Source organism: Vibrio sp. 1CM24A (assembly GCF_023161725.1).
Taxonomy (GTDB): Bacteria; Pseudomonadota; Gammaproteobacteria; order Enterobacterales; family Vibrionaceae; genus Vibrio; species Vibrio coralliirubri.
Genome location: NZ_JALNTS010000001.1, coordinates 136,415 through 151,874 on the forward strand (window position 1 = coordinate 136,415; position 15,460 = coordinate 151,874).

The window sequence follows — 15,460 nt, forward strand, 5'->3', positions numbered from 1 at the left end:
TTTAGGACAAAAGTTTTGCCGGATATGCCATCGAAAGTAACGTTGATTTAGATCAGTCTTTACCTAGGTGATATTCTGACTTCGCCTTAATTTTATAGGACTTAGCCCTGTCCATCTCTTAAAAGCACGTGAGAAAGTGCTCAAATCAGCAAAGCCGAGTTGGTAGGCAATCTCGGTCATGTTGATGTGTTGGTCTTCTAATAAGTGCAGTGCTTTTTCTAACTTGTATTTTTCGACTACGCCTCGATAGTTTGTGTTGAGTTCAGCAAGCCTTCTATTCAACGTTCGGATGTTCATGTTGAGCGACTGAGCAAGGCTCTCACCCGAAACATTCTCCAAGTTATTCGCTTGATTGAGCGCATTGTAGATCTGGAGAATTAGGTCGCCTTTCTTTAGGGACTCCGCGTCTTTTCTCAGCAGATTCAGTGCCGAAAAATAGATCCCCTCATCGTAATTATCTAAAGGCTTATGCAGATGCTTTTTGTCGATAGCGATCTTTCTTATTGGATGTCCGGCGGTAATTTTTACTCCAGTTAACTGCTCGAGTTGTTTGGTGCGCTCTGGAGAGAATTTGTGCTCAATCAGCTTGACACTCACATCGATGTCTTCGCTGAGGATCACATGCTTGATGATGTAAATGAGTGTGGCGATCAGCATCGTTACGCCAAGGTAGGTGACGTGGCTTTCTTGGCTGAAAGGCTCGCTGTTGAGTACCCATAACTCGGCGCTACCTTGTTTATTTTCTCGATATTGAAGCCGGATAGGTGACGCAATAATGAACGAGAATTCAGCCGCAGTTTTTAGCATCGCCTCGAGGTTTGGAGCGGTCCATAGTGCTAGGGAGTAACTGCCAAAGGTTAAGGGAGTAACGTGCTTCGCGGCTCTTACGGGGATAAGCTCATCATCGGTATATTCACACAGTTTTACTAATTCTTCACGAAGGTCGTGGAAATGCAATCGGCCATCTGAATTCTTACGCTTTGGCGGAAAAAATTGACTCTCCACTTTATGCTCTTTTGCTGTTAAAGCGAGCAAGGCTTGCCAGCCAGCGTGAACTGAAAGGGAGTTATGAAAGCGTTGTTCCAATGCCATTTGATGACCTTATAAATCGGAGATGTGATCAAAAACACAAAGTGATTAATTGTCCAGAATAGTGAATTTCTTGTCCTAAATTGCCAAGTTAAAGCCTAGGGAAATTGTATTCTGAATGCCGTGAAAAGGATATTTACCTGTACCCTACGTTCATGCATAACATACAAGTTTTGGTTTTAATGGAAAAGTAATATTCAAAATTTAGCCTGTTATGCAAAGTATAATGAGAACTACATAATGAATAATTGGCAAGAGATCCATAGCGAAAAACTACTCTCGTTAGAGTCTGCGGTAGGCAAACTCGCATCAGGTGACAAAATCTGGGCAGGTGGCTTACTGTCCATTCCAGTTGTTTTTCTAAAGGAATTGGATAAACACCTCGACCTATTCAGTGATTGTGAAATCTACACAGGTTTGATGACGACTCCCTTCGAGTTTTTGAAGCCTCAATATCGAGATAACTTCAAGCATATCAGTCTCTTCATGGGGCCAATTGAAAGAAAGCTGCAAAGCACAGGCAACGTAGAAGTGACGAACTTTCATTTCTCTAATTTCGAAAATATTTTTGAAAAACTGCAGCCGAATACGGTTGTCGTTGAAGTGACACCACCAAATGCAGACGGTTTTGTGAGCTTAGGCGCGTGCGGCGGCGTAGCAACGAAGGTGGCACTGAAACATGCTTCTAAAGTAATTTTTGTTGTTAATGAACAGCAACCTTTTATCGGCAATGAAGACAATATCGTGCATGTCGATTGTGCGGACGCATTAGTCGAAGGCCATCATAGTATCGCGTCACCTAAAGCTGGTCAGCCTTCAGAGCTAGAGACCGAAATTGCAAAACACGTTAGCCCATACATTAAAGATGGAATGACGGTGCAAATTGGTATTGGAACCATCTCAAATGCGATGGGTATGGCGCTTCGAGACCGTAAAGACCTAGGTGTTCATACAGAAATGTTTACGGAATCTCTCATGGAGATGTGTAAAGCCGGTGCGGTGTCTGGCACTAAAAAGAATCACATGCCAAACAAGATCGTCGCGGCGTTCGCGGCAGGCCCGCAAGAGGTCATGGACTTTCTGCACAATAACCCAGACATTGAGATGGGCTCAATGAGCGAAGTCGTTAACCCGTATGAAGTCGCTAAGAACGATAATTTTGTCTCCATTAATACGTGTTTGATGATCGACCTTGTGGGTCAAGTGGCATCTGAAGGAGCGGGTTTTAGCCAGATTTCAGGCTCTGGTGGTCAGTTAGATTTTGTACGAGCAGCTAACATGGCGAAAAACGGCGTCAGCATCTTAGCCTTGGCAGCAACGCGTGAAGGCAAAGACGGCTTAGAGTCGAATATTCGTTTGTCATTGCCAGTAGGCACGCCGATTACCACACCTCGTAACGATGTACATATCGTGGCGACGGAATACGGCTCAGTAAACCTGCGTGGTATGACGGTCTCTGAACGCGTTCATGCGTTAGCGAACATCGCACACCCAGATTTTCGTGAGTCGTTACTGGCGGAAGCAAAACAACATGGCTTAGTGAAGTAGGAGGTAATTATGTTTACAGGACAATTTTTCAAACTCGCATTTATCGAAGATTCTAATCGTATTGTTGAATTGGTTTTCAACGCAGAATCAGATTCGGTTAATACACTCACTAAGTCGGCGTTAATTGAACTTGAAAGCTGTGTCGAGCAACTTGAAAACAGTGATGCTGCCGGTCTGATCATCCGTTCAGGCAAAGCGTTATTTAGCGCGGGTGCGGATGTAAAAGCCTTTCGCTCTCTGTTTAGTGACGGTGATGCGGCCATTACCGATTACTTATCATGGGCGCACTCCATTTATAACCGAATCGAAGATCTTAACCTTCCTAAAGTCGCGATCGTTAATGGTGTCGCGGCTGGTGGTGGAGTCGAGCTTTCACTGCTTGCGGATTATCGTCTTGCGACGACTGATCTAAAAATGAGCCTGCCTGAAGTTAAGCTTGGCATTATGCCAGCATGGGGTGGGGTGACTCGATTACCGCGCATCACAGGTGTGGATACGGCTCTGCAATGGCTAACAACGGGTAAAACTTTTAAGGCGCAGCAAGCGTTAGAACATCACGTTGTTGACGGTGTGATCGATGCGAGTAAGACAAACCCAATCGAAAGCGCGTTAACCATGCTTGAATCGTGCATCTCTGGTGACTTTGATTGGCAGCAGCGTTATGCAGAAAAACAAGCGCCACTGACTCTGAATGACGCGGAACTGGCGATGTCGATTAATGTGGCTAAAGGCATGGTCGCGAAAGCAGCTGGTCCGCATTATCCGGCACCGGGCATTATTCTGAACACGATTTCTAAAAGCGCTCGTTGTTCTCGCGATGAAGCCTTAAAGCTTGAGCAAGCGGGAATCATCAAATGTGTCGCAAGTGGTGTAGCAGACGCATTGGTGAATGTTTTCCTGAGCGACATGGCAGTAAAAGCGACAGCAAAGAAACACGCTAAAGGCGGCAAGAAAACCGAAGAAGTGGGTGTGGTCGGCGCGGGTATTATGGGCGGTGGTATCGCTTATGTTACCGCGGATAAAAAGCTGGATGTGGTACTTAAAGACATCAACAAACAGGGCTTAGCGTTAGGGCTAAATGAAGCCAATCAACTGCTTTCAAAGCAAGTGATTCGCGGTCGTAAGAGCCCAGAGGCGATGGGTGAAGTGCTTAATCGTATCGTGCCGACTTTACACAATGCAGCGTTAGACAGCTGTGATTTGGTGATAGAAGCGGTCGTTGAGAATCCAATCGTTAAAGAAAAGGTGCTAGCTGAGCTTGAACAGGTTGCGCCAAATGCAATGATTGCCTCCAATACCTCTACTTTGATGATCAGTGGCTTAGCGCACTCATTAAAGAACCCAGAGAACTTCTGTGGCATTCACTTCTTTAACCCGGTGCATCGCATGCCGTTGGTTGAAGTGATTAAAGGTGAACAAACATCATCAGAAACCATTGCAACCGCAGTCAACTACGTTTTGGCACTTGGCAAGACGCCTATCGTGGTGAACGACTGTGCTGGCTTCTTGGTTAATCGCTGTTTAACGCCTTACTTCTTGGCGTTCAACCAACTGTTGGTTGCGGGCGGTGATATTGCTCAAATCGACAAAGTGATGAGCAAAGGGTTTGGTTGGCCAATGGGGCCAGCGCATCTGCTTGATGTGATTGGACTCGATACCGCGGATCACTGCATTGATGTGATGAGCGAAGCGTTCCCAACGCGTTTAGCCAAGCCTGAAGCTAATCTGATCGCGGAATCTGTGGCGAAAGGACGTTTAGGACAAAAAACAAAAGAGGGTTTCTATCTGTACAAAGCGGATCGCAAAGGTCGCTTGCAACCAGAAAACCATTTGGAAACCACTGCGCTAATTGACAGCCTTTGTGATGCACCAATCTCAATGGAGCCTCAAGACATCACAATGCGAATGATGTTACCGATGATGTATGAAGCGATTCGCTGTTTAGATGACGGCATTATTTCTTCTGCTGCCGAGGGTGATATTGCGTTTATCTACGGCACTGGATTCCCGGCATTCCGTGGCGGAATCTTCTACTACATGGATAGCATGGGTCTAGATAAGTTGCTAGAGATTGCCCAACAATATGAAGACTTAGGTTCTTTATATGCTATCCCTCAAGGTCTTCGTGACCGTGTTGAACTGAACCGTAATTTTTACGCGTAACTTGGAGCAAGAAATATGAAAAACGTAGTGATTGTAGATGCGATTCGAACTCCAATGGGGCGTTCAAAAAATGGTGTATTTCGACATGTTCGAGCCGATGATCTTTCGTCTCACTTAATGAGCGCGATGCTGAAGCGTCAGCCAAAGGTTGAATCCACTCTGATTGATGATGTGATCTGGGGTTGTGTACAGCAAACCGAAGAGCAGGGCGTTAACCTTGCGAAGGTAGCAGCACTGCAAGCTGGGCTGTCTGAAAAAGTACCAGCAACAACAGTGAACCGTTTGTGTGGATCGTCGATGGATGCTTTGCACATGGCAACGCGCTCGATCAAAGCAGGTGATGCTGATGTTGTCCTCGTTGGTGGTGTTGAGCATATGGGTCATATCCCGATGACAAAAGGCATCAACCTAAACCCATACAACCGCAATATGGCACAAGCTTCTGCCATGATGGGTTTAACGGCGGAAGCACTTGGGCAACTGCATAACGTTTCGCGTCAAGAGCAAGATGAACTGGGCGCTCGTTCACATCGACTCGCGCACGAAGCGACACTTGAAGGTCGCTTTGATAACGAGATTGTCCCAACCATGGGTCATGACGAAAGCGGTGCGCCAACCTTGGTTAAGCATGATGAGGTGATTCGTCCTGAAACCACCGCTGAATCTTTGTCTAAGCTTCGCCCTGCGTTTGACCCGCGAGGAACCGTAACGGCAGGTACGTCTTCGGCCTTGTCTGACGGCGCATCTTGTTTGCTGGTGATGAGTGAAGATAAAGCGATCGAGCTCGGCATTAAACCAAGAGCTAGAGTTATCTCTTCTGCCTCTGCGGGAGTCCCAGCGGCGCTTATGGGTTATGGACCCGTACCGGCAACCCAAAAAGCGTTAGCGAAGACTGATCTAACGATCGCAGATATCGATTTTGCTGAAGTGAATGAAGCCTTTGCAGCGCAAGCAATCCCGTGTTTAAAAGATTTAGGCTTGTGGGAGCAGCGTGAAGATAAAGTGAACCTGCATGGTGGAGCGATTTCACTGGGTCATCCTTTAGGATGTTCGGGTGCTCGCATCGTCGGTAGCCTTATCAATATTATGGAACAGCGTGGTGGTCAATACGGGCTAGCAACTATGTGTATTGGTATGGGGCAAGGTATTGCGACGATTATCGAAAGAGTGGAGTGAGTCACTTAATGGTTCGAGATGAGCTCGTCATCTAGGTGACCAAGACAATAAATTAGGGTAACGATTCAAGCCTTCAACCTGTGTTGAAGGCTTTTTTAGTGAGTTGCACTTTTTGCTTATCCAGAACTATCATTGAAGGACACACATGCCTTAAGTTCAAATAATCGACAAACCATGGTTATGAATGAATGTTTTTTCAACGGTCAGGCAAATATCGGCACAATGGCATTGACCTTACCCTAAGGGTAACGTTTATAGTTGCGGTGTAAATTCAAAGGTAAGCTATGACAAACACATTCCGAAAAACTTGGATTATTGTTTTCAGCATCATTGCGATGTTGATGTCTAGCTATGCCTCAAGCTCTTCAGCCATGATGGCTAATATCATGGCAACGCAGATGATGTCGAATAAGTCTATCTGCCAGCACAACGATTCGCCGAGCGATCCTGATGCCGCAAATCAATTTGCTGCCGGTTGCCATGTGACCGTTACCGATTCAGACATGAGCGATCATGTTCATGCAAGCACGCCGAATGGCGACCAGTCTGTTCATGGAGATCACTCTGCCCATGATGAGCACGCTATTTATGTTGAGCTGTCTGCTGATGACAAGATGGCTTCGCATCAAGAATCAATGGATGCTCACGGTGAGCATGTAATGGGCAACAACTGTTGTGGCGGTTCGGATTCTGCTCATATCTGTTGTTATTCTGTTTGTTCTACAGCATCACACACAATTCAGGCGCTCCAAGCCAACTACCAAATTTCCTCTTCATTCGCACCTCATCACTCTGTGACCATTGGTCAAAAAGTGACTCGTGCACAATCTTTGCTACGCCCACCTTCCGCATAAATCTATATCTAAAAATACAGCTCTATCAGTTAGAAAAAATCTGATAAGCCATTCTTTTTTATGCGCTAATTAGCGCTAGATATGGACATTCATTGTGAATATGAAACCAACAACCTCTGTGTTTGTCATGAACACGAGCTTAGTGGTTGCTGCTACCTTGCCTATGGCCTTGTTTTCAAGTGCTACGCTCGCGGCTACCACGGCGTCAGCTTCAAATGCTCAACACATTTCAGCACATGACCAAGCAAGCTCGACGCAGCAACTCAATACACTGATTGAGATCGCGTTAAGCGAAGATGGAAATCGCAAGCAGTACTTTGCTCAGTCTCAAGCGATGCGAGAAACGGGCATTGCCAGCTCGACTTTAATGGACCCGAAATTGAAAGTTGGATTTGGCGGTTTGCCTGTCGATAGCTTTCAATTTGACGAAGACCCGATGACCAATATATCGGTAGGGTTGATGCAGCAGTTTGAGCGTGGCGATACGCTTAACCTTCAACAGAAAAAGGCAAGCCAACAGGCAGATGCTTTAGCTTTGCAGGTGCAAGCAAGAGAATTGACGGTTGCGAATAGCATGACGCAGCTTTGGCTTGAGTTAGGTTATCAGCAAAAGGCTGAGTCGGTGATTCGTCAAAACCGTCGTTTGTTGGTTGAACTTGAAAACTATGTACAAACCAATTACTCAATTGGTAAAAGTGAAGCGCAAGATCTGCTTAATGCTCAGCTTCAAGTGAGCAAGCTTGATGAGAAACTTCAGGCAAACCAGCAAGTTCAGCGCCGCTTAATCTCTCAGCTTTCTGAATGGTTGGGATCTGATTGGTTAGGCTCTCAGGTTCTTGATTCTCAGGGCACACTGAATGCAACTAACCAAATTGATTGGTCGTTGTTGGAAAGCAAATTAGCGACCAACATCGATTCAACCAAGCACTACCAGCTACTGACTGACCATCCTTTGGTTAAGATCTCCGATGTCAGTATTTCCTCCAATCAAACTCAGGTTGAGTTAGCCGAGCAAGCTTATACCCCGCAGTTTGGGGTGGAAGTGATGTATGCACACCGTCAAGCCAATAACATGGCAGGTGAACCTGCTTCTGATCTGGTGAGTGCCTATCTGACTGTCGACATCCCGCTGTTTACGGGGAATCGACAAGATAAGAACTTATCGGCTGCTCAGTATCAAGTTGGTGCGGCTAAATCTCAAAAAGACACCTTACTTTCCCAAATGAACGCGCAAGTGAACGCATTGCTGGTGGACAGATCAAATCTGATCCAGCGATTAGATCGCTATCAAACGTCCTTGCTTCCTCAAACCGCAGCCCGAATCAGCGCGGTTGAGAGGGGCTATCAAAACAACACCGCCCAGTTTAACGATGTCATTTCAGCAACGACCGATGAGCTGGCGCTTCAGTTAGAGCAACAACGTTTGATCACCGATCTCAACATCGTTAATAGCAAACTGGCGGCGTTAGTCAGTGGCTTTGAATACCAAGTAAACCAACCACAACTTGCAACCACAGAGAATCAGTAAGGGATACATAATGAGTTCAGTAAAAGTAGCAACAATCGCTTTATTGGTCGGTGGTGCATTGGGTTTTGGGGTGAACCATTTTCTGATTAATCCAGCACACGACATGTCAGCAATGGCAACCAGCACAGAAGCCAGCGATGAGCCACTGTATTGGGTGGCTCCGATGGACCCAAATTATCAGCGTGATAAGCCGGGCCAGTCGCCAATGGGGATGGATCTTATCCCTGTGTATGCTGACGATGTGAACGGCGGAGCCAAAGATAAGCCCGGAACCGTGTTTATTGATTCTTCTGTGGAAAATAACCTTGGCGTGAAAACCGCACAAGTCACACGAGAACCGCTGTCACCGCGCATTGAAACGGTTGGCTACGTGGCATTTGATGAAAGTGCGTTATGGCAAACCAACGTCCGTGTTTCTGGTTGGGTGGAAAAACTCTCCATCAACGCAGTGGGTGAGAAGGTAAACAAAGGTGATGTGCTTTTCACACTCTATTCTCCAGAGCTTGTTAAAGCACAAGAAGAGTTGATCAGTGCTTATAAAACGGGTCGTAAAGGTTTGATCAAGGGTTCGACTGAACGCTTAATTACCTTGGGTGTTGATAAGACTCAAATCCGCGCTATTACGCGCAAAGGTAAAGCCTCGCAAACCATTGAAATCAAAGCGCCAGCCGATGGTGTTATAGCAAGTTTGAATATCCGAGAAGGTGGTTATCTTTCACCTGCACAAGCGGTGATCAGTGCTGGCCCATTAGGCGAAGTATGGGTTGATGCAGAGGTGTTTGAGCGCCAAGCGCACTGGATCTCGTCAGGCAGCAATGCAGTGATGACGCTAGATGCCATTCCCGGCAAAGAGTGGTTGGGGAATGTCGATTACGTATACCCAATCCTTGATCCAAAAACTCGAACCTTGCGCGTTCGTTTGAAGTTCTCCAATCCAAATGGCGAGCTTAAGCCAAATATGTTTGCCAATATTGCGTTGAAACCAATCAGTGATGAAGCCGTTCTTACTATCCCAAGATCTTCGGTGATTCACTCCGGTGGTATGACCCGAGTGGTGATGTCAGAAGGTTCTGGCAAGTATCGTTCTGCTCGTATTGAGGTTGGTCGTGAAGCTGGCGAAAAAATAGAGGTGCTTCAAGGGCTGGAGCAAGGCGAAAACATTGTCACTTCTGCGCACTTCATGTTGGATTCTGAATCGAGCCAATCTGCTGATCTGTCACGCATCAATGGTGTTGAGGAAGAAGCTGAAACCGTATGGGCGAACGGTGAAATTTCCGATGTTATGCAAGGCAGTCGCATGGTGACGATTAACCATCAACCTGTTCCAGAATGGGATTGGCCGGGCATGGTGATGAATTTCACCTTTGCGGAAGGCTTGGACATGAGTGACGTGCAGCGTGGTAAGGCAATTGACTTTGAGATGCGAAAGACAGAGTCAGGGCAGTACGAGGTTGTGGATTACAAGGTCAACAAACACAAGATCGCCGGCGAAGTTTGGGTAACGGGTGACATTACCATGTTGATGGCAGATTTTGGCATGATCACCGTAAAACATCAGCCAGTCCCTGAGTGGAATTGGAAAGCAGGTGAAATGAATTTCCAAGCCAGTGATGACCTTGATTTATCTGAGTTTGCCGAGGGTCAAACCATTCGGTTTCTAGTGGCGAAGCAGGGTTCTGATTATGTGCTCAAATCTTTAGAAGCGGGTGAGGGCGAACTATGATCAATGCAATCATTCGCTGGTCTATTAGCAACCGCTTCTTAGTGCTGGTTGCCACTGTAGCCATCGTATTTGGGGGCTTATACAGCGTTAAGAATACACCGGTCGATGCTATTCCTGATCTGTCTGATGTTCAGGTAATTATCAAAACCAGTTATCCGGGGCAAGCGCCACAAGTGGTTGAGGATCAGGTGACTTATCCATTGACCACCGCCATGTTAGCTGTACCGGGTGCTGAAACAGTTCGTGGTTACTCGTTCTTTGGTGATTCCTATGTCTATATCATCTTCAATGACGATACAGATATGTACTGGGCGCGTTCACGAGTGTTGGAGTACCTAAGCCAAGTTGCACCTAACTTGCCTTCGAGTGCTAAGCCAACACTAGGGCCAGATGCTACCGGTGTGGGCTGGGTTTACAGCTACGTGTTGCAAGATAAAACCGGTCAGCACGACTTAGCGGAACTTCGTAGTTTGCAAGATTGGTTCTTGAAGTATGAATTGCAAACCGTAGAAGGCGTGTCTGAAGTGGCGACTGTTGGCGGCATGGTGAAGCAGTATCAAGTACAGATTGATCCTGCCAAGTTACGTGCATATGACCTAACGCTTCAGCAAGTCAACAAGGCAATTCAAGATGGTAATCAAGAAACCGGTGCATCTGTTGTCGAGATTGCCGAAGCCGAGCACATGGTTCGTACGACGGGTTACCTGACAAGCATCGAAGATATTCAATCTCTGCCGTTAAAAGTGACAGACAAAGGTACACCGCTACTATTAGGTGACATTGCTGACATTAACCTCGGCCCGCAAATGCGTCGTGGTATCTCGGAGCTCAACGGTGAGGGTGAAGCGGTTGGCGGCGTTATCGTGATGCGCTTTGGTGAAAATGCCAGCGAAGTGATCGACTCGGTGAAATCCAAGCTCGCTGAGCTGCAAGCTGGCTTACCTGATGGTGTCGAGATTGTCGCGACTTATGACCGTTCTACTTTGATTGATTCAGCCGTTGAAAACCTTTGGAAGAAGCTGGCTGAAGAGTTCATCGTGGTCGCCGTGGTGTGTGCGCTGTTCTTGTTCCATATCCGCTCATCACTGGTTATCGCACTAAGCCTGCCAGTTGGTATCTTGGGTGCATTCATTGTGATGCATTGGCAGGGTATTAACGCCAACATTATGTCTCTTGGCGGTATAGCGATTGCGATTGGCGCCATGGTGGATGGTGCCATCGTGATGATCGAGAACGTTCATAAACACATTGAACGGACTCCGCTCACTGATAAAAACCGTTGGCAGGTGATTGGTAAGGCAGCAGAAGAAGTCGGCGCACCGCTGTTCTTCTCTCTGATTATCATTACCTTGAGTTTTGTGCCTGTGTTCGCGCTAGAAGGGCAAGAGGGCAAGATGTTCTCGCCACTTGCGTTTACCAAGACGTATGCGATGGCCGCTGCCGCTGGTTTGGCTATCACGCTTGTGCCTGTGCTAATGGGTTACTTCATTCGCGGCAACGTGCTACCTGAACATAAAAACCCAGTCAACCGCAGCCTAGTGGCGATGTACAAACCGCTTCTGAACCTCAGCCTAAAATATCCAAAGGTGATGATTGTTATCGCACTTGGCTTAATGGCGTCTGCTTATTACCCAACCAGTAAGCTTGGCAGCGAGTTCATCCCTCCTTTGGATGAAGGGGATTTGATGTACATGCCAACCACGTATCCGGGCATCTCAATAGGTAAGGCTCGTGAGTTGTTGCAACAAACCAACAAGCTCATCAAAACCATTCCAGAAGTCGAAACCACGTGGGGCAAAATTGGCCGAGCAGAGACGGCAACCGATCCTGCACCGTTAACCATGATTGAAACCGTGATTCAGCTTAAACCGCGAGACGAGTGGCGTGACGGTGTCACCACTGAGTCTCTGCGTAAAGAGTTTGATGATCTGATTCAATTCCCAGGTTTAACCAATGCGTGGGTTATGCCAATCAAAACCCGTATCGACATGTTAGCGACCGGAATCAAAACCCCAATCGGCATCAAAATCGCTGGCCCAGAGCTGAGCGTAATTGAAGATATTGGTTCGCAACTTGAACCCATCCTCAACAGCGTGAGTGGCACGGCTTCTGTCTACGCAGAGCGTGTTGCGGGCGGTCGTTACGTCACAATAGACATTAAACGTCGCTCGGCTGCGCGATATGGCTTGAGCATTAAAGAAGTGCAACAGGTTATCTCGACTGCGGTTGGTGGCATGAACGTGGGCGAAACCGTTGAGGGGCTAGAGCGTTACCCAATCAATGTCCGTTACCCACAAAGCTATCGTGATTCTGTCGTTAAGCTGCAGAACCTGCCGTTAGTGACACCAAATGGAGCGCGAATTGCTTTGTCTGATGTTGCAGACATTCGCTATGAAGATGGACCACCAATGATTAAGACGGAGAACGCGCGTCCTAATGGTTGGGTGTTTGTTGATATCGAAGGTCGCGACCTTGGTTCTTATGTGGCAGAGGCGCAAAAAGTCGTTACCGATCAAATCGTCTTACCTGCGGGTTATTCACTGGCGTGGTCTGGTCAATACGAATACATGGAGCGTGCAAAGGAGCGTTTGAGTGTCGTTGTGCCAATCACAATCGCCATCATCATGTTGTTGCTCTACCTCAGCTTCCGCCGTGTCGGTGAGGTGATGATGATCATGCTGACATTGCCACTCGCGATGGTTGGTGGCCTATGGCTGATGCATGTCCTCAATTACAACTTCTCGATTGCGGTGGGTGTGGGCTTTATCGCCCTTGCCGGGGTTGCTGTTGAGATAGGTGTGATCATGTTGGTCTACCTAAACCAAGCATGGCACTACAAGAAATTGGATGCGGAGCAGAACCAGCAAGCACTTCAGAGTGAAGACTTAACGGATGCGATTCGTGAGGGCGCAGGACTGCGTGTTCGCCCAGTGATGATGACGGTACTTACGGTGATTATTGGCCTCATTCCAATTATGTATGGCGAGGGAACGGGCTCTGAAGTGATGCAGCGAATTGCAGCGCCGATGATAGGCGGAATGGCTTCTGCACTATTGCTTACGCTACTGGTGTTGCCTGCAATCTTTAAGCTCTGGAAACAGCGTGAGATTACGGGTAGCCAAAACGAGACAAACAAATAACGTATTGATTATTAGCCCTTACTGACCAAAAACAGAGTGAGTACGGGCGTATCACATGAACATGTGAAACTAACAAATAAATAACTGAATTAATCTAAGGAACGATCATGAAAAAGACACTTATTGCGATTGCACTGACGTTAACTACTGCAACGGCTTTTGCTGAAATGGACCATTCGAATATGGACCACTCAAATATGGATCACTCGATGATGAAGAGTGGAGAGATGGATCATTCAAAAATGGATCACAGCATGATGAAGGATGGAAAGATGGACCATTCGATGATGAATATGGAAGGCATGTCTGAAGTGGGTATGCCTGCGACAGGCGCAAAGCCGGATAAAGTGGTTCATGTTCTGCTAAGTGACGATATGAAAATCACATTTAAGAACAAGGTTGATATTGAGCCAAACGACGTGGTGCAGTTCGTTGTGATGAACACGGGCAAGATTGATCACGAATTCTCGATTGGTTCTGCTTCAGAGCAATTAGAGCACCGTGAAATGATGAAAAACATGGGTAATCACGCTCATGACTCGGGCAGCACAGTGACAGTTAAGCCGGGCAAAGCGAAACAGATGCTTTGGCATTTCCATGGTGATAATAACGTAGAGTTCGCGTGCAATATTCCTGGTCACGCTGAAGCGGGTATGGTGAAGTCGTTAACGCTATAAGGTGATACACAAGCCATATCTAGTTCAAAGGGATGAGTGCTAGGTATGGCTACCTTGTTTTAGTGCTATTTAGGTATTAGCTTTGAAAGACTATAGGAATAGGAGTTTAAGGATGAATAAGACAGTTCTAGTACTTGCAGTAACGGGTGCTTTAATAACGTGGTCGACCCACAGTATTGCTGCTAAACCTGAGTGGGCTGGTAAAGGTAAGCCCGATTTAGAAGAAGTAAAAACGCTCGCTGAGGCTAAAAAAGTTGAAGGCGAAATTGATGATCGTGAGAAGCAGCTTGATTCAATGATCGAAGAGAAAAATAAGAAAGCGAAAAAAAGTAAGAACAAAAAAGATAAGCAGAAACTAGATAAAGAACTCGACGATTTGGAAGACGAGAAAGAAGCCCTCGAAGAGAGTAAAGAGAAGCTCAAAGATAAGAAAGAAAAGCTTGAAGATGATATGGATAATGACGAAGAAAAGTCGGGATTAGAAAAGCAGAAAGACAAGAAAGCGGAACAAGAGCGTAAAGAAGAAGGAAAAGGGTCAGAGAAAGGCCAACAGCAGCGTGAAGAAAACAGCAAAAAGTGGTGGAACTTCTGGGAGTAATGCGAGGGCCTAACATCACCAATTCATTTCAACCTATCAGCACAGCTTTGTGTGACCGCTAAGTCATTGGTTAAACATTATGACCAGTTAAAGATAAGTCTCAACCTGTTCAGGAATACATGAACTAACTTGTATTGGCTGAGGCTTATCTGTAGTTAGAATCACTGTAGCAAGATAGAAGTTTCAAGCAGGTGGTGTGCTTCGCCGCTTAGGTGCGGTAGCTCTGTCATGATCTTTTTAAACTTGTCGTCGATTGATTCTGCTTCATTCAGCGATCGAAAAGCCAGTACAGCCTGTTCAGGCTCGCTGTTCACATAACCTTTCAATGTATCTAGCTGAATTTTATTGGCATTTTCTACTTTTGCTAGCGCGACATTAATTGCTTCGATGCTAATTGTTAACTCATTGTTTTTAAACATTTTTTATTATTTATGGGTTGTTGCTAATGCGCGCACATTACCACAACTGTTTTTCCAGATATTGACCAAGATTATTAAATTGGAACAATTTTGAAAATCATTAAAAGCTGAACTGCATGTGTGATTTGGATAGGTGTCAGAAATACGAAGCGATTTAAGGAGTTAATAGCTTTGGTTGGTCACTTAGCGTTGATTGGTCAATCTAAACTTAAACAAAATAAGTTTAATCAGTATAGATTTAATGACTATGGATTTAACTAACGGAGAAAGGTTTTGAATAGTGTGTCGCTGGAACAAAGTACATCATGGATCTTAAGGAGAAGTTGGAGCGTGCAGCGGGAATCGAACCCGCATCATCAGCTTGGAAGGCTGAGGTAATAGCCATTATACGATGCACGCACACTGTCTTATGAGTAAGACTGAGGCGTTAAGAGACTTGGAGCGTGCAGCGGGAATCGAACCCGCATCATCAGCTTGGAAGGCTGAGGTAATAGCCATTATACGATGCACGCACATCGTCTTAACGAGTTTGATAATGCCACATC

At 46.2% G+C, this 15,460-nt stretch carries 11 protein-coding genes and 2 tRNA genes; 9 read left to right on the top strand and 4 right to left on the bottom strand.

Translation table 11 applies throughout. The features are described 5' to 3' along the window. Window positions 1–63: 63 nt before the first annotated feature. Window positions 64–1,092, bottom strand: a complete 1,029-nt coding sequence (locus MSG38_RS00525) for an AraC family transcriptional regulator (protein ID WP_061038141.1) — start codon at window positions 1,090–1,092, stop codon at window positions 64–66. A gap of 237 nt (window positions 1,093–1,329) precedes the next feature. Here MSG38_RS00525 and MSG38_RS00530 point away from each other — a divergent pair, with 237 nt between their 5' ends. The 9 genes from MSG38_RS00530 (at window position 1,330) to MSG38_RS00570 (ending at window position 14,496) form a co-directional block, all read left to right on the top strand. After that, window positions 1,330–2,637 (top strand): acetyl-CoA hydrolase/transferase C-terminal domain-containing protein, encoded by a 1,308-nt coding sequence (locus MSG38_RS00530; protein WP_048606246.1) that lies wholly within the window; start codon window positions 1,330–1,332, stop codon window positions 2,635–2,637. Window positions 2,638–2,646: 9 nt separating this feature from the next. Next, window positions 2,647–4,800, top strand: coding sequence for a fatty acid oxidation complex subunit alpha FadB (fadB, locus tag MSG38_RS00535; RefSeq protein ID WP_248400724.1), 2,154 nt, complete (start codon window positions 2,647–2,649; stop codon window positions 4,798–4,800). Window positions 4,801–4,815: 15 nt separating this feature from the next. Beyond that, window positions 4,816–5,976 (top strand): acetyl-CoA C-acyltransferase FadA, encoded by a 1,161-nt coding sequence (gene fadA / locus MSG38_RS00540; RefSeq protein ID WP_248400725.1) that lies wholly within the window; start codon window positions 4,816–4,818, stop codon window positions 5,974–5,976. Window positions 5,977–6,260: 284 nt separating this feature from the next. Further along, complete coding sequence (locus MSG38_RS00545) at window positions 6,261–6,830, top strand: hypothetical protein (protein ID WP_248400726.1); 570 nt, start codon at window positions 6,261–6,263, stop codon at window positions 6,828–6,830. Between the two features lie 100 nt (window positions 6,831–6,930). Next, a complete protein-coding gene (locus tag MSG38_RS00550; protein WP_248401072.1) occupies window positions 6,931–8,358 on the top strand; it encodes a TolC family protein in 1,428 nt (475 codons plus the stop codon). 10 nt (window positions 8,359–8,368) lie between these two features. Then, window positions 8,369–10,081, top strand: coding sequence for an efflux RND transporter periplasmic adaptor subunit (locus MSG38_RS00555; protein ID WP_248400727.1), 1,713 nt, complete (start codon window positions 8,369–8,371; stop codon window positions 10,079–10,081). Next, on the top strand, window positions 10,078–13,221 hold the full coding sequence (locus MSG38_RS00560) for an efflux RND transporter permease subunit (protein WP_248400728.1): 3,144 nt from the start codon (window positions 10,078–10,080) through the stop codon (window positions 13,219–13,221). Before MSG38_RS00555 ends, MSG38_RS00560 begins: the two co-directional genes overlap by 4 nt. 107 nt (window positions 13,222–13,328) lie before the next feature. Continuing rightward, on the top strand, window positions 13,329–13,898 hold the full coding sequence (locus MSG38_RS00565) for a cupredoxin family protein (protein ID WP_248400729.1): 570 nt from the start codon (window positions 13,329–13,331) through the stop codon (window positions 13,896–13,898). A 112-nt stretch (window positions 13,899–14,010) separates the two neighbouring features. After that, window positions 14,011–14,496: a hypothetical protein gene (locus MSG38_RS00570; RefSeq protein ID WP_004731489.1), complete on the top strand. Its 486-nt coding sequence runs from the start codon at window positions 14,011–14,013 to the stop codon at window positions 14,494–14,496. Between the two features lie 161 nt (window positions 14,497–14,657). Here the strand turns inward: MSG38_RS00570 and MSG38_RS00575 are convergent, their stop codons facing one another. From MSG38_RS00575 to MSG38_RS00585, 3 genes are all read right to left on the bottom strand, one after another. Further along, complete coding sequence (locus MSG38_RS00575; RefSeq protein WP_061038148.1) at window positions 14,658–14,915, bottom strand: hypothetical protein; 258 nt, start codon at window positions 14,913–14,915, stop codon at window positions 14,658–14,660. Window positions 14,916–15,239: 324 nt separating this feature from the next. Continuing rightward, window positions 15,240–15,314, bottom strand: a tRNA-Gly gene (locus MSG38_RS00580). A gap of 38 nt (window positions 15,315–15,352) precedes the next feature. Continuing rightward, a tRNA-Gly gene (locus tag MSG38_RS00585) sits at window positions 15,353–15,427 on the bottom strand. Window positions 15,428–15,460 lie beyond the last annotated feature (33 nt).

Excerpts from the sequence above, each read along its gene's own strand:
- MSG38_RS00570 (WP_004731489.1), top strand. The coding sequence starts at position 14,011 with ATGAATAAGACAGTTCTAGTACTTGCAGTAACGGGTGCTTTAATAACG.
- MSG38_RS00560 (WP_248400728.1), top strand. The coding sequence starts at position 10,078 with ATGATCAATGCAATCATTCGCTGGTCTATTAGCAACCGCTTCTTAGTG.
- fadB (WP_248400724.1), top strand. The coding sequence starts at position 2,647 with ATGTTTACAGGACAATTTTTCAAACTCGCATTTATCGAAGATTCTAAT.
- fadA (WP_248400725.1), top strand. The coding sequence starts at position 4,816 with ATGAAAAACGTAGTGATTGTAGATGCGATTCGAACTCCAATGGGGCGT.
- MSG38_RS00525 (WP_061038141.1), bottom strand. The coding sequence starts at position 1,092 with ATGGCATTGGAACAACGCTTTCATAACTCCCTTTCAGTTCACGCTGGC.
- MSG38_RS00575 (WP_061038148.1), bottom strand. The coding sequence starts at position 14,915 with ATGTTTAAAAACAATGAGTTAACAATTAGCATCGAAGCAATTAATGTC.
- MSG38_RS00545 (WP_248400726.1), top strand. The coding sequence starts at position 6,261 with ATGACAAACACATTCCGAAAAACTTGGATTATTGTTTTCAGCATCATT.
- MSG38_RS00565 (WP_248400729.1), top strand. The coding sequence starts at position 13,329 with ATGAAAAAGACACTTATTGCGATTGCACTGACGTTAACTACTGCAACG.
- MSG38_RS00550 (WP_248401072.1), top strand. The coding sequence starts at position 6,931 with ATGAAACCAACAACCTCTGTGTTTGTCATGAACACGAGCTTAGTGGTT.
- MSG38_RS00555 (WP_248400727.1), top strand. The coding sequence starts at position 8,369 with ATGAGTTCAGTAAAAGTAGCAACAATCGCTTTATTGGTCGGTGGTGCA.
- MSG38_RS00530 (WP_048606246.1), top strand. The coding sequence starts at position 1,330 with ATGAATAATTGGCAAGAGATCCATAGCGAAAAACTACTCTCGTTAGAG.